This window comes from Sulfurihydrogenibium subterraneum DSM 15120 (assembly GCF_000619805.1).
In the GTDB taxonomy this organism is placed as follows: domain Bacteria; phylum Aquificota; class Aquificia; order Aquificales; family Hydrogenothermaceae; genus Sulfurihydrogenibium; species Sulfurihydrogenibium subterraneum.
In genome coordinates this window covers 85,922-102,249 of sequence record NZ_JHUV01000011.1, presented here as the reverse complement: position 1 = coordinate 102,249, position 16,328 = coordinate 85,922, and the positions used below count along the sequence as shown (strand labels likewise).

The window sequence follows — 16,328 nt, the reverse complement described above, 5'->3', positions numbered from 1 at the left end:
TACCTCTTGTATAATGTTGTTTACAAGTTAAATTATAATCTCTGGTGAAGCAAATGGAAGTGGTAAAAATCATAAATGATGAGTTAAATACGCTTTTTGAGATAAAGACTGATGATGGATATACGATAGAATCTGTCCATTACAGAAAAACTCTGTGCGTTTCTTCTCAGGTAGGATGCTCTATAAAGTGCTCTTTCTGTGCTTCTGGATTAAACGGTTTGATTAGAAATTTATCTTTTGATGAGATAGTAAATCAGTATTTAATGGTAAAAGAAAAAGGATACGAAATAGAAAGTATAGCTTTTGCAGGGATAGGAGAGCCTCTTTTAAACTGGGATAATGTAAAGGAGGCGTTTGACTACTTTAAATCTCAAGGTTTAAGCGTAAGTTTTTACACAACTGGCTTTCCAATATCAAACTTTAAACAGCTCCTTACTCTAAATCACGACGGAGTAAACCTGTCTCTCCATAGCGTTTTTGAAGAAAAAAGAAAATCCCTCATTCCAAACTCCCACACAATATCCCAGCTATTACAAGTGTTTAAAGACCATCTACAACATCTATCAAACAGAAAGAAAAAACTTTACAGCATAGCCTACATTTTGATTTACGGAGAAAACGACTCTTACGAAGAAATTGATAAATTAGGAGAAATTGCCAAAGAGTTAGGCATAGGAATATCCCTCTTAAAGTATAATGAGATTGAATTTTTCCCTTACAAATCAGTCCCTGACGACAGATACGAAGAGCTGTTTTTAAGACTGAGAGAAAAAGGTATAAGAGTCACTCTATCAAACAAATACAGAACAAGAAAAATAGGCGGTTGCGGAACCTTGATGGTGAATAGGTTAGAATTACATAAATTAAATTTTACGATTTTTTAAACTAGACATATAATAGGAAATTGTTAAAAAATCATTAGCAAATTATATTGTTTTCAAGTTAAAAAAATAAAATGCAAAAAAGCCTCTAGATATTATGTGTATGTTTTTATTTCAAATCATTTACATTTCTTATAAGTTTGATATTTTCGTTTGTAGTTGCTTTTTCAAAGTCTGTATCCAACGAAGCTATTTTATCTATTTCGTAATAGTTGCAAGTGGCTAAAATTAAAGCATCATTTGTTAATAAATCATATTTTTCCATTAGTTTTAGAGATATATCTAATATTTCTTTATTTTCTTCTAGAACATTGAATAATAAAAGTAATTCTGAATAACTTTTTAATTCTTTCATTAAAGATGAAATGAGATTTTTCTGGTTTTTGATTGTTAAGATAGATTTACCTGATTTTAAAACTATTAATTTAAAGATAACCTCTGAAAATACTATACTGTTTATACATACGTCAAAGTTATCAATTGCTACTTCCAGTATTTCTTTTGCTGCAGTATTTCCCTTAAAAGTTTCAATAAAAATAGAACTATCAATAAATATTTTATTGTTCATACCATTCTAACTCTGATTTTATTTCCAACTCTCTATTCTCTTTTAAGGTGTTAAATGTAGCGTTTAGAAGTTTCTTTGCTTTTTCTTTTTTTTCTATTCCTTCAATTAAATTCTTTATTTGTTCTAAAGTTAAAGAGGTTTTTATCTTTAATTCTCCGTTATCTTTGGTTTCTATTATAACTTTACCCATAAAAGCACCTCATTAAATAAAACTTTTATAAAACTAAATATAAAATCTAAAAGCAATTTTATCATAAGGTTTTATGAATTTTTTAAATAACCCCACTTTTTAGTATATCATGAATGTGGATTATGCCAACTGGTTTTTGGTCTTCTACTACTGGTAAGACTGTGATGTTGTGTCTTTCCATAAGCTCAAGGGCTTGTAGGACAAGCCAATCGGAAGAAGCTGTCTTTGGATTTTTTGTCATAGCATCTTTTGATAAGGAGTTGTCTATACTTTTACCTTTGTTTATAAATCTTCTTAAATCTCCGTCAGTTATTATACCTGTTAGGTTGTTATTCTTATCTAACACAAGTGTAGATCCAAGGCCTTTCTCAGACATAACTATCACAGCTTCTTTTAAAGGTGTGTCTTCATAAACTATTGGCAGGTCTCTTCTCATTATATCAGCTACTTTCATAAGTTTTTTACCTAAAGACCCACCAGGATGAAACATTGCAAAGTTCTCAGGTGTAAAGTTTCTCAGTTTTAGTAATGCAACAGCCAAGGCATCTCCTAAAACGAGTGTAGCTGTAGAAGAAGAAGTAGGAGCAAGGTTCAAAGGACATGCCTCTTTATCTACATTTAAAAATAAAGACACATCTGCATACTTTGTTAAAGATGAGTCTTTTTTGTTTGTGATGGCTATTATTTTATTTCCCCATCTTTTTAAGATTGGAATTATGGCTAAAAGTTCAGGAGTTTCTCCACTATTTGATATGGCTATTATCAAATCTTTTTTTTCAACCATTCCAAGGTCTCCGTGGAGAGCTTCAGCTGGATGAAGAAAAAATGCTGGAGTTCCAGTAGAGGATAAAGTTGCTGCAATCTTTTTACCTATAAGTCCAGACTTTCCCATTCCAGTTATTATTACTTTTCCTTGTGTGTCTAATATAAGCTTTACAGCTTTTTCAAAATTTTCATCAAGACTTTCTTCTAATCTATTTAAAGCTCTTATTTCTTCTTCTATAGTTTGTTTGCCTAAATCAATGATTTGTGCATCCATTACAGCTTCCACAGGCTTTTGGTTTTAACAAGTTCATACTTTCAAGCTCGTTAAATGTAATATCTATAAGATTTCCTTCTTCATCTGCCACTATTATTTTTTCTCCGATAAAGTCGTACATTTTGACTGTGTAAGGTTTTCCTTCCATCTCTATTACAGATTCTATTTCAGGTAGGTCGTTTTTTATACTGTACGTTTCTTTTTCAAAAGTTAAACAGCACATAAGCCTTCCACATATTCCAGTAAACTTTGCAGGAGTTGGAGGGAGGTTCTGTTCTGTTAAAATTTCTACAGAGATGTTTTCAAACTTGTCTAAAAATAAATTACAGCAACATTGATGACCACAAACACCAACAGCTCCTGCTATCTGTACTCCATCTCTTACGCCAACCTGTCTCATCTCTATTCTCATTTTTATTCTCTTTGCCATTATCTTTACTAATTCTCTAAAGTCAACTCTACTTTCTGCCGTGTAATAAAACAGTGCTTTTGTTCGGTTTAACGGTATGTAGCTTTTTAACAAGTTCATTTTTAATCCAAGGTTTTCAGATTCTTCTTTACATATATTTAAAAACTCTTGTGCTTCTTCTTCGTGTTTATCAAATGTTACTATGTCTTCTTTTGTTGCTTTTCTTATAAACTGGTAATTTCTTGTATCATCTGTATAGACACAGTTTCCCATAACTAAAACAAGCTCATGCCCCTTTTCTGATTCTATTACTACAAAGTCTCCTTTTTTTATGCTTGTTGGGACTATTGCTTCTGAAAATTTGTTTGTGTCTAAAAATCTTATTCTTACTGGTTTTATATTATCCATATTCTTTACCTCACTTTAAGTTGTAGTACATTCCTTCTAAAACAAGCTTCTTTTTTACTCCTCTTAAAACCGCGGTTTTTGACTTTTTAAACTCTGTTATAAAACTTTCTGCAAAGCTGTTGTCTAACTGTCCAGTTTGTAAATCCTTCTCAAAAAATCTTAAAATTATATCAAAAAATAGGTTTGTATCATCACTGTCAAATTTGTCTACTATAGGTGTAATAGAAAAAAGTCCTTCATTATGTTTTTTTGTTTTTAAAAGTTCATAGTAAGAGTGGGCTAAGTTGTAAACATTTTCTTTATTTAATATACTAAAAGGCAAGCATAAACTACCACCAGATATTTTAGACAGATTCTCAACTTTCTTCTCATCACTTACTTTAAGTCTTAAAATATCCTTAACTTCTTCTTCAGATAACTTTCTAAATCTTACCTTTTTTAATCTTGATACTATGGTAGGTAGGAGCTGATTTTGGTTTGAGGTAGTAAGTATTATAAGGGTGTTTAAAGGGGGTTCTTCTAAGGTTTTTAGCAGAGCGTTTGCACTTTCAGTGTTCATATTTTCAGCTTTTTCTATTATCAAGACTTTACCTTTATCTGACTTTAAGGTTAGAAAAGATATAGCATCTCTAATCTGGTCTATCTTTATCTCTTTACCTTCGTATGGAATGAATTTTACATTTGGATGGGAAGAGAGGTTTTCTTTGTTGTATACGTTTGATATAAGGTTGTTTACAAGCTTACAGTCGTGGCATTCTCCACAGCCTAAACCCTGCTTTTTCTCACATAAAAAACCTCTTGCAGTTAAAAAAGCTATAAGTTTTTTTCCTATACAGTCTTTCCCTTCGTAAAGTAAAGATAAAGAGTCGTAATTTTTGCTTAAATATTTTTTAATAAGTTCAATTTCTTTTTGGTGTCCGATTATCTTCATACTATTTTTTTCTCTGTTAAAATCTTTAATATTTGGCTAAATATTTCATCTTCAGTTTTTAATCCATCTAAAACTATTACTCTGTTTTTTTCAAGGCTTGCTATCTTTAAAAATCCTTCTCTTACTTTTTGGTGAAACTCAATATTCTCACTTTCTAATCTGTCTTTTTCCCTGTTTAGTCTCTTAAAAGCTTCCTCAACTGATAGGTCTAATAAAAAGGTAATGTCAGGTATAAGTCCTTCTGTAGCTAACTTGTTTAAGCTGTCTATAATGTTATAATCTATGCCTCTTGCGTAATGTTGGTAGGCGGTAGTTGAGTCGTAAAATCTATCTGATATGACTATGTAGCCCTGTTGTAGTAATGGCTTTATAACGTTATTAACGTGGATATTTCTGTCAGCTTCATAAAGTAGAAGCTCCGCGATAGAAGGGAATTTTTCTTGCCAGTGGGATAGTAAAATTTCCCTTATTTTTTTACCTATTAAAGTTCCGCCCGGTTCTCTCGTTAAGTGTGCCTTTATACTTTTATTTGTTAAATATTCATATAATTTTTTTGCTTGTGTTGATTTGCCACTACCTTCAATTCCTTCAAACGTTATAAAAATTCCCATGAAACCTCATAAAAATATTTTTTCCTTATAGTATATAATCTTATCATAATTTGATAAAAGAAAGTATTGGAGTAGTATTTGATACAACTTTACGCATTTTCTATATCTTTTATAAGCTCTTCTTCAGTATCTGGATTTATTTGGACTTTATATTTACCAAGCAAATCTAAAAATTCAATACGAGATATACCTAAAAGTTTTGCAGCTTTTCCTGAAGATATTTTCCCAAGTTCATATAGTTTAACTATAGCAGCTGTTTTTACTTCCTCTTCTTTTAGTTTTAGCTCATCAGGTAAATTTATTACAATTTTCATGGCTTTTCCTCGTAAATGATTATAGGTACACTCTGGTATTAATCATAAAAAAAATTTTCCTGTGTTATATAATCTTATCATAAATCAATAATCAGGAGGAAAAAAGATGGCAATAGACAGACAAAAAGTAGAAGAAGTTTTAGAGCAAGTTAGACCTTACTTAAGATTTGATGGTGGAGATGTTGAGCTAATAGACGTTTCAGAAGATGGAACAGTTTACGTTAGACTTATGGGTGCTTGCTCTGGATGTTCTATGTCTTTATGGACTTTAAAAGGTGGAGTAGAAGCAAGATTAAAACAGGCTATTCCAGAGGTTAAAGAAGTAGTAGCTGTAAACTTAGGATAATATATCAACGGAGGCTTTAAAGCCTCCTTAATTTATAAATTAATCTAAAAATTTTCTACAAAAAATAGTAAAATATAATAAAAACAGCTGATTGGGTAGAGTTTGAAAAAATCTAAAAATAAAAAGTACTTATCTAAGATCAAAAGATTAAAAATCTTTTTTTACAACGTCTTAGAAAATGAAAGAAATTCGTTAAATCACATTTACAGTTTAGTAGCCCTTTTTATTGTTATAACCTCATCTATTACCGTACTTTTGTTAATAACGCCAGAGTCAGAAAAACTCCCACCAGATTTACATTCATTCTTACAAGATTTTGAAGAAATTACACTTTTATTTTTTGCTTTTGAGTACATTCTCAGATGGTGGGTAATATCTGACTTTTTCCAAGATTTTAAAACATCTTTAAGTCAGCATAAAGAAAAAAATTTAAAAGCCTATATTAATGCCTTTTTATACGCTTTAAAAGTTAAGCTAAAATGGATGTTAAAACCCCTTTCAATCATAGACTTAATTGCAATCTTACCTATCTTTAGGCCATTTAGAGCTATAAGAATTGTTCAATTATTAAGAATATTAAAGATTTTCAGATATTCATCAGGATTAAAGAGCGTTTTTCAGGCTCTAAAAGAGCAAGGATTTATTTTTGTTTTCTCTACTTTGATGATATTTCTTAACATAACTGTTTTTTCTATCATAGTTTACATATACGAATACAATGCAAAAAACGATGCTTTTAAAAGTTTGTTAGATGCACTTTACTGGGGAGCTATAACATCTTTTACAGTAGGATACGGAGACATCACTCCTATAACAGATACGGGTAAGATTATTGCTTCCTTTATGACTTTTATTAACATTGTTTTAGTCTCTGTTTTAACAGCTGGATTTTCTGTATCATTTATAAACAGATTACTTGAGTTAAAAGAAGGAGAGGTGAAGATGCGAGATTTAGAAAACCATATAGTTATATGTGGATATAACGAAACGTCTGAAGAGATTTTAGAGAATATAATAAGCCTTGAAATTGATAAAGAAAGACCAGTTGTTTTAATAACAAATCACGATAAAAAAGATTTAGATATTAATCTTTCATACATTATCTATAAAAAAGGAGACTTTATAAAGGAAGATATTTTGATGGATGTAGCGATAAATAAAGCTTCTGATGTTGTTATAGTTGGGGAAAAATTACCTCATCTTACAGACAGGGATATAGATGCAAGAACTGCTTTAGCTGGAATGCTTATTAAAACATTAAACCCTTATGCAAGACTATACGTAGAAGTTCTTTTAGATGAAGATGCTGAAATATTTAGAAAAAGACTTGGGACTAAGGATATTCTCATACATGGACAAATACTTGGTAAAATAATGTTCTCAAGCCTTTTAAATCCAGGAGCAACTCAGTTGATAGAAACTATAATAGACAACGAAACAGGAATAAGAAAAGTTAAAGTTAAAGAAATTGGAAGTTTTGAAACGTTTGGAGAGATTTTAACATACATTAGAAAACAAGATTTGATGCCTATCGCAGTTGAAAGGAATAAAAAGGTAATTCTTTCTCCTCCTGATGATTTTAAAGTATCTGAAACAGATTATATTTTTATTATTCCAAGTGGAGAAACCACATGAAAAATGTGTTGATAACAAGAGAAAAAAGTCAGTTTGAAGATGTAAAATCCCTATTTGAAAAAGAAGGCTTCAACCCTATACCATTCCCTACTATAAAATTTGAAAAAATTCCATTAAATAACTTTAATGAAAAAAATTACGATTACTTGATTTTTACAAGTAAAAACGCTGTTAAGTTTTTTTTAAAGGACGCAGAAATAGATAAATCAAAACCTGTTATAGCGGTAGGAAGTAAAACAGCTGACTATTTGAGAAAATTAGGTTTTAGCAATATTGAAATTCCTGATGTTTTTAGTGCAGAGGGTTTAAAAGAGTATATAGATAAAAACATAGACAGGTTTAAAGGTAAAAAGTTTGGCCTTATAAGAGCATTAGAAGGGTCTAATGTTTTACTTAATCAGTCAGGTAAAAACTACTTTGTTGAGCTTACACCAGTTTACAAAACTTCTTTTAATATCCCTGATAATATAGAAGAAGTTGAAAATTTATTTTCCCAGAAAAAGATTTTTGCAGTTGTCTTTTCAAGTCCTTCTACTTTTAATGGTTTTTTAAATGTTTTTGGATATGAAAAATCAATGGAGTTTTTAAAAAATGTTTTAGTATGTGTCATCGGAACAACCACAGAAAAATCATTAAAAGACAAAGGATTTGAAGTTGATATACTCCCTGATGTCTTTACGTTTGAGGAAATAGTAAAACTTTTAAAAGAAAAGAAGCCCTAACGGGCTTTTTATCCTGCTTTTTTCTTTTCTCTCATCTTTTCTATGTGAACCATTATAGCTGTGATGGCTGCTGGTGTAATGCCTTCTAGTCTTGCAGCATGACCTAACGTCATAGGTTTTGCTTTTGTTAGCTTCATAACAGCTTCTTTTGTTAAACCTGCTACTTTTGAGTAATCTATGTCTTGAGGTATTTTTATACTATCTAAGTATTTCATTTTTTCGTTTAACTTTCTCTCCCTTTCAAAGTAGCCGTCATACTTAACGTTTATCTCTAATTCCTCTTTAATGTAATCAGAAGATGGTGTTTCAATACCGTATTCTTTTAGTGTGTCTATGTTTATTTCAGGCTTTTGCAAGAAAGTAAATACAGATATTTTTTTGTCATTGTCTTTAATGTAGGTGTTTTTGTAGTTTTCTACCCAGCTGTTTATCTCTTCTTCGTGCTGTTTTACAAATCTGTACTCTTCTTCTGTAAGAGCTCCGATGTTGTATGCTTTTTGGTAAAGTCTAAGGATTGCATTGTCTTGTCTTAAGTGAAGTCTATACTCAGACCTTGAAGTAAATAATCTGTATGGCTCTATAACGCCTTTTGTTGTAAGGTCATCTATCATAACTCCTATGTATCCTTCGTCTCTACCTATTATAAATGGTTCGTCTTTTCCAAGGGCTCTTAAAGCTGCGTTTATTCCAGCTACTATTCCCTGTCCTGCAGCTTCTTCATAACCTGTTGTCCCGTTAAAGTTTCCTGCATGGTATAGACCTTTTATCTTTTTTGTTTCTAATGTAGGGTAAAGTTCTGTAGGCATTACTATATCGTACTCTATCGCATAAGCAGGTTTTAAAAGAACTACATTTTCAAGTCCAGGTATGCTTCTGTACATCTGCCACTGTATCTCTTCTGGTAGAGATGTGCTTAAACCGTTAGGATATATACTTATTCCGTCTCTTGTTTCAGGTTCAAGCCATACTGTGTGTCTCTCTTTTCCTTCAAATTTTACTATTTTATCTTCTATTGAAGGACAGTATCTTGGCCCTATTCCTGTAATAGCTCCACCGTATAAAGCAGTTCTGTGAAGGTTTTCTCTGATTATTCTGTGGGTTTCTGGAGTAGTGTAAGTTATGTAGCAAGGTATCTGGTCTTTTTCTTTAAACCAGTATGACCCTTTCGGTTCAGTCCAGAATGAAAATTTAGGCGGTGGATTATCTCCCGGAGCTTCTTCTAAGATAGAAAAGTTTATAGTGTTTTTATCAAGTCTCGCAGGAGTTCCTGTTTTAAATCTTACAAGCTCAAAACCGTGTCTTTTGTAAAACTCAGGAAGTCTTGTAGAAGGTTTTTCTCCCATTCTTCCTGCAGGAAATCTTTTGTCTCCTATATGTATAAGACCGTTCAGAAAGGTTCCCGTTGTAATAACAACTGACTTTGTTCTTATTTTTAAACCTTTGTCTGTTATAACGCCTTCAACTTCGTTCTGGTTTGGTTTTAAAACAATATCTATAACTTCATCTTCTATAACTGTAAGGTTTTCTGTGTTATGGGTTTTTTCAACCATATACTTTCTGTACTCTTCTTTATCTGCTTGGGCTCTTGGAGACCTTACTGCAGGACCTTTTCTTGTATTTAACACTTTAAACTGTATTCCTGTCTGGTCTATTGCCTTTGCCATCTCACCACCAAGAGCGTCAACTTCTCTTACAACTATACCTTTAGCTATTCCTCCTATAGAAGGATTACAAGGCATAAGACCTATTTTATTTTCATCTATTGTTATTAAAGCAGTTTTTGCCCCTAACTTTGCTGATATTATGGCAGCTTCTATTCCTGCATGCCCACCACCAACTACAACTACATCAAACTCTGTATCGTAAATCAATTTTTACCTCCAGTTTAACTTTTTAAAAACACCTATATTATATTATTCCTTGAAATCAAATTTTCCAAAAGATTTTAAGAAGATTTTTAAAGAAGATTTACCAGCTCTAAAGGTGTTTGAGTTAGGACTTCTACTCCATCTTTTCTTGCCACTACTATGTTTTCTAACCTTACTCCACCCCAGTTAGGAATGTATATTCCTGGTTCTATTGTAAAGACTGTATTTTCTTGTAAAATTTCTTCGTTGTCTTTGTATATTCTTGGTTCTTCGTGAATATCTATCCCTATTCCGTGTCCTGTTGAGTGAGTAAAGCAATCTCCATATCCGTATTTTTCTATCACTTTTCTTGCTGTTAAATCTATCTCTTTTATAGGTATTCCTGCTTTTACCACGTTCACAGCTTCTATGTGAGCTTCTTTTACGATGTTATAAATTTTTTCAAACTTTGAGTCTAAACTTCCAAGGTAAAGTGTCCTTGTAAAATCACTACAGTATCCTTTGTACTTTAAGCCCATATCTATTAGTAATGGTGCATCTTTTAAAATAGGTTCTTCTGAGGTTTCCCAGTGGGGTATTGCAGAATGTTTTCCTGTAGCTACTATGGTCGGAAAGCTTTCTGATGTCCCTCCTTCTTCAAAAATAAGGTCTATAACTTTTTTTCTTATAGAAAGCTCTGTAAGATTATTGTTTACATTTTCTTTTATCCAAGGTAGTATCTTTTTATAAACATTATCTATTTTAATTACTGCTTGTTTTATTATATGGATTTCTTCTTCTGTTTTTGAAATTCTAAACTCGTTTAAAAATCCTTCATAACCTATTAAGGTAGGTTTTAGGTTCTCTTTAAGTTTTTCGTAAAATGATAAGGTAATTTTATCTTTTTCAAATCCTAAGTTTTTGATATTTAAATTATTTATAAAATATTTTAACCCTTTAAGACCGTTTTTTAGCTCTAATACTGTAAAGTTTTTTAGTTTTTCTTTTGCGTTTTCGTAGTATCTTGCATCTGTAATGAAGTATGCTTCTTTATCAGTCAGTATAATATAAGCGTTAGAAGATGAAAATCTTGACAGATAAAATACGTTGGAGTAAGAGTTAAACAGGAAGGCATCTAAGCCTTCCTTTCTTAGTTTTTCTTTTATCTGGTCTATTTTTAACATTTGAATAGGGTTGCCTGCTGAATTTGGTCTGCTTTTTCTTTTCCTGCTAACTTTTCTACTATTTTAAGAGCAAAACATGCAGCTGTTCCTGGTCCTCTTGACGTTAGTACGTTGGAATCTTCTACAACAGACTCTTCAAGATAGTTTACATCTCCTAACTTATCTTTGTAAGTTGGATAAGAAGTTGCCTTTTTACCATGTAAAATTCCAGCAGAAGCTAAAACGTAAGGAGCTGCACAGATTGCACCTGTAAGTTTTCCTTTATTGTAAAAGTCTTGAATTAACTTTTTTACTCTCTCGTCTTTGTTTAGGTTATCTGTTCCCGGTTGACCACCAGGAAGAACTATCATATCAAACTCATCTGCGCTTACTTTATCTATGGTTGTGTCTGGAATTACCTTTACACCTCTTGCACTTTCTATATATCCATCGTGCAGTCCTGTTATCACAACTTCTATTCCTGCTCTTCTTAAAATGTCTACAATGCTGATAGCTTCTATTTCTTCAAATCCATCTGCTAATGGTACTAAAACCTTTGCCATTCCAAACCCTCCTTTATGGGATTTGAATCTCTTCAAAAAATTCGTCTAATAGTTCCCCCATTTATAGACGTTTATTCCCCACCACCGCAGGGTTTAGGAAGTCATCAAGATAATCCTTAAAATATGGATTACTCTTAATAACTTCCAAGGGAGCACTATAACACCCTTTTTGTCTCTCAAGATACCGTTTTACCAATATCCTGAGGACTTGCTTTTTTGAGTGGTGGAGTTTGATATCCTCACAAGAACGTCTTGCAAGGATGTTTTTAGCACCGTTTACCTGTGCGTTTATTTTTGCTCCGCAAACTTTACATTCAAAAGTATTTGTATCTTTTCTGTTTTTCTTATCAACGTACCCACAGCTACTGCAAACCTGACTTGTGTATGCTGGGTTGACTTGTATTATCTTTATTCCATAAATCTCTTGTAATCTGTTTAATTTGTCTTTTATGTATCTCTTACCAAAGTTTGATATTAACCTGTTTATTCTTTTTGAAAGTTCTGGGTTTCTAAAGTCTAATTTTTCAATAACGATGGTTGCTGGTTTGTATATCTCTACCAAACGGTTTATGTATCTGTTTATCTCATTCTTTAAAAACTCTCTGAATTTTCTTACTAATTCTCTGTATTTATTGTCTTGTTTTGGTTTTATACCTATTTTCTGTAAATGTGCCATCCTTTTTGTGATTTTCTCATCTATTCTTTTGAGAAAACTCATAAAGTTTCTTCCGATTAAATTCCCTTTACTTGCTGCAAACAGAGGGTTTAAGCCTAAATCAATTGATATAGTGTCTGTTTCTGGTAGGTATTTTCTCTTTTTTAACTTTTTCATCAGTTTTACAATGATGTTGTTGTTATCTACTGAAATCTGACAGAAGTTAGCCAGCTCACCTTCTAAATTTTCTGCATATCTATTATTTTTAATTGGTAAATAAATAGGCTTTCCTTTTTCAAGGGTTGATAACTTTATCCATCTGTCAAAAGTTTTGCTTTGTTTGTTATGTTCTACAACTGCAACTTTGCTATCTAAGTGCAGATTGATATTTTTAAAAGATGGTTTGTTATACTGTTTAAGATTGTGCTTGAATATTTTTCTTGCAAGTTTTTTAATTTTACTACTACACTCAAAATCTTTACTAAACCATGCTTTGTTTTTATTGATTATAAAAAGAGTTTTCTTTATTTCCTCTGGTAAAGTGGAATTATACACTATTTCTTTAAATTTTTCCTGAATGTTGGATACAAAAGAATTTAGTGTGCTTATTACTTGCCATAAACAGGTTTGTTTATATCTTTCAGAAAGATTTGACCTAATACTCTTTACGTCTTTGTATTTACTAAACTTTCCTGTTTTAAAGAATTCACTCCACAAGTATTTAGCAATTCTTTGGGCTGTTTTCCTATACTCAGTAATTATTTGAATTACTTTATCAGCTTTACCTTTGTTAGCATAGCAGGGATAAAAATAAGTGCCTATGATTTCTTGATTAGTTTTCATCTTTTTCTTAAACCTTCTATTTTCTTAGCCCACTCACTAAGCTTCATAGATGTAAACATAAAACATTTTTCTATATTTGTCAAGAAGTGACTATAAAATCAGTTATTAGTTCTAATACAGGGTAGTTTCCTGTAAAGCATGCAGTGCAGTATCCCTTGGTTTTGTCTGCGGCTTCTAACATACCTTCTAAAGATAGATATCCAAGTGTATCAGCTCCTATAAACTTTCTAATTTCTTCTATAGACATTTGAGATGCGAGTAATTCTTCTTTTGTCGGTGTGTCTATTCCGTAGTAGCAAGGACTTACAACAGGAGGAGAGCTTATAAGCATATGAACTTCTTTTGCTCCTGCCCTTCTTAACATATTTACTATTTTCCTGCTGGTTGTACCTCTAACTATAGAGTCATCTATCACTATAATTCTTTTTCCTTCTATAACGTCTCTTACAGGGTTTAGTTTTAATCTTACGCTTAAATCTCTTATCTCTTGTGATGGTTGGATAAAACTTCTACCAACGTAATGGTTTCTTATAAGTCCTATCTCAAAAGGTATTCCACTTTCTTCACTGTACCCCATAGCGGCAAGTAATCCTGAGTCTAATACAGGAATTACACAATCTGCATCTATTGGGTACTCTTTTGCAAGTCTTTTACCAAATTCTTTTCTTACACTGTAAACCCAATCTTTAAATATTTTACTGTCTGGTCTTGCAAAGTAAACAAACTCAAATATACATTTTTTTGGATTTTCCGTATATTCAAAAGGATAGTAAGACCTTATTCCTGCATCATCTATTACAATAACTTCACCAGGGTTTATATCCCTTAAATATTCTGCATCTACAATATCTAAAGCACAGGTTTCAGATGCAACAAAGTAAGACCCACTCCTGTTTTTACCTAAAACCAGTGGTCTAAATCCGTAAGGGTCTCTTACGGCTATAAGCTGTTTTTCTCTCAGAATAACCAGAGAGTATGCACCTTTTACCTTTCTCATAGCTTCAAATACATGGGGTAGAAAGTCTTCGTCGTTTTTATGAAGGTTTATGTGAGGTGGGGCAGGTTGTCTTGATTTTGCTATCAGGTGGACAAACACTTCCGTGTCTGACGTTGACCTAAATATGGCGCCTTCCATCTCCAGTTCTCTTTTCAGTCTTTCCGCATTAACCAGATTACCGTTATGTGCTATTGCAAACTGCCCTCCGTAAAAGTGAGCGAAAAATGGCTGGATATTTTTTGGGTTAGACCCTCCACTTGTAGAGTATCTTACATGACCTATAGCGATATCGCCTTTTAACTCTTTGATGTCTTCTTCTTTTATTGCTTGGGTTATTAACCCTGTTCCAAGTCTTAAATTTATATCGTAGCCATCTGATACTGCAATACCTGCAGATTCTTGTCCTCTGTGTTGTAATGCGTGTAATCCTAAAAATGTAAGTTCAGCTGCCGATTTATTATTAAAAACTCCAAATACTCCACACATTTAAAAATTCACCTCTAATTAAATAACATATAGAAATTTTACCACTTTTTAAAATAACTTTCCTACTGCTATATCGTAAGAAGCATAGGCAAATATCTCACTTAAAGAAGGATGGAAGTATATAAATTCGTGGACTTTGTCTGCTGTGTATCCTTCTTTTATAAAAACTGCTATCTGATGGATAATCTCGGAAGCTCCTATTCCTACTACATCAACACCAACAGTTTTTTTACTGTTTTTTTCAAAGTAGAGTCTGACGTATCCTTCTGGTTCAAGTTCATCTACAGCTTTTTCATTGTAAGTAAATGGATAGTATCCTGATATAACTTCTAATCCTTGTTTTTTTGCTGTTTCTTCGTTAAGCCCTACGTGTCCTATCTCATATCCAGAGAATATAGCCCAAGGAGTAAGTGTATAGTCTGGAGTTGTTTTGTCTTGGGAAGTAATGTTGTGAAGAGCTATTTTAGCTTCATAAGAAGCTACGTGAGCAAGCATAGGAGAGTTAACAACATCTCCTATAGCGTATATATTTTCGACGTTTGTTTGAAGGTAGTTATTTACCTTAATAAAACCTTTTTCGTCTTTCTCTATGCCTATTGTATCTATATCTTGAGTATTTGGTTTTCTACCTATTGTTAAAAGAATTTTATCAACTTTTAAAGTCTCGCCGTTTGAAAGTTTTACATTTACTTTACCTTCTTCTATATAAAAGTCCTCTACTGTAGTGTTAAAAAATGTTTTTATTCCTATGGAATTAAATTTTTTTAAAAGGTTTTTTGATATTTCTGGAGATATTATTTCTGAAGGTAAAAGTCTGTCTTGAAGCTCTGTAATGTAAACTTGGCATCCGTAGGTTTTTGCAATGTATCCTATCTCACAACCTGCTACTCCACCACCAACTATGAGCATACTTTCTGGTAAAGTGTCTAATTTTTCCATATAATCTTCTGTAGTAATGATGTAATTTCCATCTGGATTGAGTTTTCCTACAGAAGCTGGATATGACCCTGTTGCGATAATTATATTTTTCCCTTCTATAATCTCTTTTTTACCGTCAGGATATAAAACTTCAACCTGATTTTGAGCTACGATTTTACCTTTACCAGCAAATACAGGAACTTTTTTTGATTTTAAAAGCTGTTCTAAAGACTTTCTTAAAAATCCTATTGACTTTTCTTTATTTTCAAAAGCAGTTTTGTAATCAATAGAGTAATCTTTTATATCTATTCCATAGGCTTTAAGTTTTTGAAGTTTTTCAATAGTGTGGGCTCCACTTCTTAAGTACTTAGTAGGAATACAAGCTCTGTTTAAACAATTTCCCCCTAACTTACTTTTTTCTACTATAGCAACGTTTAGTTTTTTTCTTAGAGCTGTTAAGGTAGCTTCATATCCTCCAGGTCCCATTCCTATTATGATTAGGTCAAACATAAAAGGTCTCCTAAAACGTACTTCATTTTAATAATATTCTTTATTCCACTTATTTCAACTTTTTTAGTTTTCTAAATATCAATAAATGAATGTAGGTAGTGGCTTATTTTTTAATGTGTATCTATCAAGAAAATTCAAAGAGGATAAAAAGTTTGGCATTATCTCCGTATTCTTTATACAGAGATATAAAGGGAGGATGACGGGACTTGAACCCGCGACCCCGAGGGCCACAACCTCGTGCTCTGCCTACTGAGCTACACCCTCCGTGATAGAGAATTATATTATAATTCTT

17 protein-coding genes and 1 tRNA gene are annotated in these 16,328 nt (G+C 32.2%); 4 read left to right on the top strand and 14 right to left on the bottom strand.

Features of this window, described 5'->3' with window-relative positions:
* Window positions 1-53: 53 nt before the first annotated feature.
* Window positions 54-884: a radical SAM protein gene (locus Q385_RS0106245; RefSeq protein WP_028950846.1), complete on the top strand. Its 831-nt coding sequence runs from the start codon at window positions 54-56 to the stop codon at window positions 882-884.
* Window positions 885-990: 106 nt separating this feature from the next.
* Here Q385_RS0106245 and Q385_RS0106240 read toward each other — a convergent pair whose 3' ends face one another.
* The 7 genes from Q385_RS0106240 to Q385_RS0106210 form a co-directional block, all read right to left on the bottom strand.
* Window positions 991-1,449: a type II toxin-antitoxin system VapC family toxin gene (locus Q385_RS0106240; protein ID WP_028950845.1), complete on the bottom strand. Its 459-nt coding sequence runs from the start codon at window positions 1,447-1,449 to the stop codon at window positions 991-993.
* Window positions 1,439-1,639, bottom strand: a complete 201-nt coding sequence (locus Q385_RS0106235) for a hypothetical protein (RefSeq protein WP_012674016.1) — start codon at window positions 1,637-1,639, stop codon at window positions 1,439-1,441. Before Q385_RS0106235 ends, Q385_RS0106240 begins: the two co-directional genes overlap by 11 nt.
* Window positions 1,640-1,721: 82 nt before the next feature.
* Complete coding sequence (locus Q385_RS0106230; protein ID WP_028950844.1) at window positions 1,722-2,678, bottom strand: KpsF/GutQ family sugar-phosphate isomerase; 957 nt, start codon at window positions 2,676-2,678, stop codon at window positions 1,722-1,724.
* A complete protein-coding gene (locus Q385_RS0106225) occupies window positions 2,659-3,495 on the bottom strand; it encodes a PSP1 domain-containing protein (RefSeq protein ID WP_028950843.1) in 837 nt (278 codons plus the stop codon). The genes Q385_RS0106230 and Q385_RS0106225 overlap by 20 nt, the downstream gene beginning before the upstream one ends.
* Before the next feature lie 10 nt (window positions 3,496-3,505).
* Window positions 3,506-4,426: a DNA polymerase III subunit delta' gene (locus Q385_RS0106220; RefSeq protein ID WP_028950842.1), complete on the bottom strand. Its 921-nt coding sequence runs from the start codon at window positions 4,424-4,426 to the stop codon at window positions 3,506-3,508.
* Window positions 4,423-5,037, bottom strand: coding sequence for a dTMP kinase (gene tmk / locus Q385_RS0106215; RefSeq protein ID WP_028950841.1), 615 nt, complete (start codon window positions 5,035-5,037; stop codon window positions 4,423-4,425). Before tmk ends, Q385_RS0106220 begins: the two co-directional genes overlap by 4 nt.
* An 89-nt stretch (window positions 5,038-5,126) precedes the next feature.
* Window positions 5,127-5,351, bottom strand: a complete 225-nt coding sequence (locus Q385_RS0106210; RefSeq protein ID WP_028950840.1) for a UPF0175 family protein — start codon at window positions 5,349-5,351, stop codon at window positions 5,127-5,129.
* A 106-nt stretch (window positions 5,352-5,457) separates the two neighbouring features.
* Here Q385_RS0106210 and Q385_RS0106205 point away from each other — a divergent pair, with 106 nt between their 5' ends.
* From Q385_RS0106205 to Q385_RS0106195, 3 genes are all read left to right on the top strand, one after another.
* Window positions 5,458-5,697 carry a NifU family protein gene (locus Q385_RS0106205; RefSeq protein ID WP_028950839.1) on the top strand — a complete coding sequence of 80 codons (240 nt, stop codon included), beginning with the start codon at window positions 5,458-5,460 and terminating at the stop codon, window positions 5,695-5,697.
* Between the two features lie 102 nt (window positions 5,698-5,799).
* Entirely contained in the window at window positions 5,800-7,332 is a 1,533-nt protein-coding gene (locus tag Q385_RS0106200) for an ion transporter (RefSeq protein WP_028950838.1), read from the top strand.
* The gene (locus Q385_RS0106195) at window positions 7,329-8,054 is read left to right on the top strand and encodes a uroporphyrinogen-III synthase (RefSeq protein WP_028950837.1); all 726 of its coding nucleotides are present in this window, start codon (window positions 7,329-7,331) and stop codon (window positions 8,052-8,054) included. Before Q385_RS0106200 ends, Q385_RS0106195 begins: the two co-directional genes overlap by 4 nt.
* 8 nt (window positions 8,055-8,062) lie before the next feature.
* Here the strand turns inward: Q385_RS0106195 and mnmG are convergent, their stop codons facing one another.
* From mnmG to Q385_RS0106160, 7 genes are all read right to left on the bottom strand, one after another.
* Window positions 8,063-9,925 (bottom strand): tRNA uridine-5-carboxymethylaminomethyl(34) synthesis enzyme MnmG, encoded by a 1,863-nt coding sequence (gene mnmG, locus Q385_RS0106190; protein ID WP_028950836.1) that lies wholly within the window; start codon window positions 9,923-9,925, stop codon window positions 8,063-8,065.
* Window positions 9,926-10,011: 86 nt separating this feature from the next.
* A complete protein-coding gene (locus Q385_RS0106185) occupies window positions 10,012-11,085 on the bottom strand; it encodes a M24 family metallopeptidase (RefSeq protein WP_028950835.1) in 1,074 nt (357 codons plus the stop codon).
* Window positions 11,079-11,627: a DJ-1 family glyoxalase III gene (locus Q385_RS0106180; protein WP_028950834.1), complete on the bottom strand. Its 549-nt coding sequence runs from the start codon at window positions 11,625-11,627 to the stop codon at window positions 11,079-11,081. The genes Q385_RS0106185 and Q385_RS0106180 overlap by 7 nt, the downstream gene beginning before the upstream one ends.
* A 61-nt stretch (window positions 11,628-11,688) precedes the next feature.
* On the bottom strand, window positions 11,689-13,125 hold the full coding sequence (locus tag Q385_RS0106175) for an RNA-guided endonuclease InsQ/TnpB family protein (RefSeq protein WP_028950833.1): 1,437 nt from the start codon (window positions 13,123-13,125) through the stop codon (window positions 11,689-11,691).
* A 79-nt stretch (window positions 13,126-13,204) separates the two neighbouring features.
* Window positions 13,205-14,608, bottom strand: coding sequence for an amidophosphoribosyltransferase (gene purF, locus Q385_RS0106170; RefSeq protein WP_028950832.1), 1,404 nt, complete (start codon window positions 14,606-14,608; stop codon window positions 13,205-13,207).
* Window positions 14,609-14,656: 48 nt separating this feature from the next.
* Window positions 14,657-16,036 carry a dihydrolipoyl dehydrogenase gene (gene lpdA / locus Q385_RS0106165; protein WP_028950831.1) on the bottom strand — a complete coding sequence of 460 codons (1,380 nt, stop codon included), beginning with the start codon at window positions 16,034-16,036 and terminating at the stop codon, window positions 14,657-14,659.
* A 191-nt stretch (window positions 16,037-16,227) separates the two neighbouring features.
* Window positions 16,228-16,300, bottom strand: a tRNA-His gene (locus tag Q385_RS0106160).
* Between the last annotated feature and the right edge of the window lie 28 nt (window positions 16,301-16,328).

Excerpts from the sequence above, each read along its gene's own strand:
- Q385_RS0106245 (WP_028950846.1), top strand. The coding sequence starts at position 54 with ATGGAAGTGGTAAAAATCATAAATGATGAGTTAAATACGCTTTTTGAG.
- Q385_RS0106240 (WP_028950845.1), bottom strand. The coding sequence starts at position 1,449 with ATGAACAATAAAATATTTATTGATAGTTCTATTTTTATTGAAACTTTT.
- Q385_RS0106235 (WP_012674016.1), bottom strand. The coding sequence starts at position 1,639 with ATGGGTAAAGTTATAATAGAAACCAAAGATAACGGAGAATTAAAGATA.
- Q385_RS0106230 (WP_028950844.1), bottom strand. The coding sequence starts at position 2,678 with ATGGATGCACAAATCATTGATTTAGGCAAACAAACTATAGAAGAAGAA.
- Q385_RS0106225 (WP_028950843.1), bottom strand. The coding sequence starts at position 3,495 with ATGGATAATATAAAACCAGTAAGAATAAGATTTTTAGACACAAACAAA.
- Q385_RS0106220 (WP_028950842.1), bottom strand. The coding sequence starts at position 4,426 with ATGAAGATAATCGGACACCAAAAAGAAATTGAACTTATTAAAAAATAT.
- tmk (WP_028950841.1), bottom strand. The coding sequence starts at position 5,037 with ATGGGAATTTTTATAACGTTTGAAGGAATTGAAGGTAGTGGCAAATCA.
- Q385_RS0106210 (WP_028950840.1), bottom strand. The coding sequence starts at position 5,351 with ATGAAAATTGTAATAAATTTACCTGATGAGCTAAAACTAAAAGAAGAG.
- Q385_RS0106205 (WP_028950839.1), top strand. The coding sequence starts at position 5,458 with ATGGCAATAGACAGACAAAAAGTAGAAGAAGTTTTAGAGCAAGTTAGA.
- Q385_RS0106195 (WP_028950837.1), top strand. The coding sequence starts at position 7,329 with ATGAAAAATGTGTTGATAACAAGAGAAAAAAGTCAGTTTGAAGATGTA.
- Q385_RS0106185 (WP_028950835.1), bottom strand. The coding sequence starts at position 11,085 with ATGTTAAAAATAGACCAGATAAAAGAAAAACTAAGAAAGGAAGGCTTA.
- Q385_RS0106180 (WP_028950834.1), bottom strand. The coding sequence starts at position 11,627 with ATGGCAAAGGTTTTAGTACCATTAGCAGATGGATTTGAAGAAATAGAA.
- Q385_RS0106175 (WP_028950833.1), bottom strand. The coding sequence starts at position 13,125 with ATGAAAACTAATCAAGAAATCATAGGCACTTATTTTTATCCCTGCTAT.
- purF (WP_028950832.1), bottom strand. The coding sequence starts at position 14,608 with ATGTGTGGAGTATTTGGAGTTTTTAATAATAAATCGGCAGCTGAACTT.
- lpdA (WP_028950831.1), bottom strand. The coding sequence starts at position 16,036 with ATGTTTGACCTAATCATAATAGGAATGGGACCTGGAGGATATGAAGCT.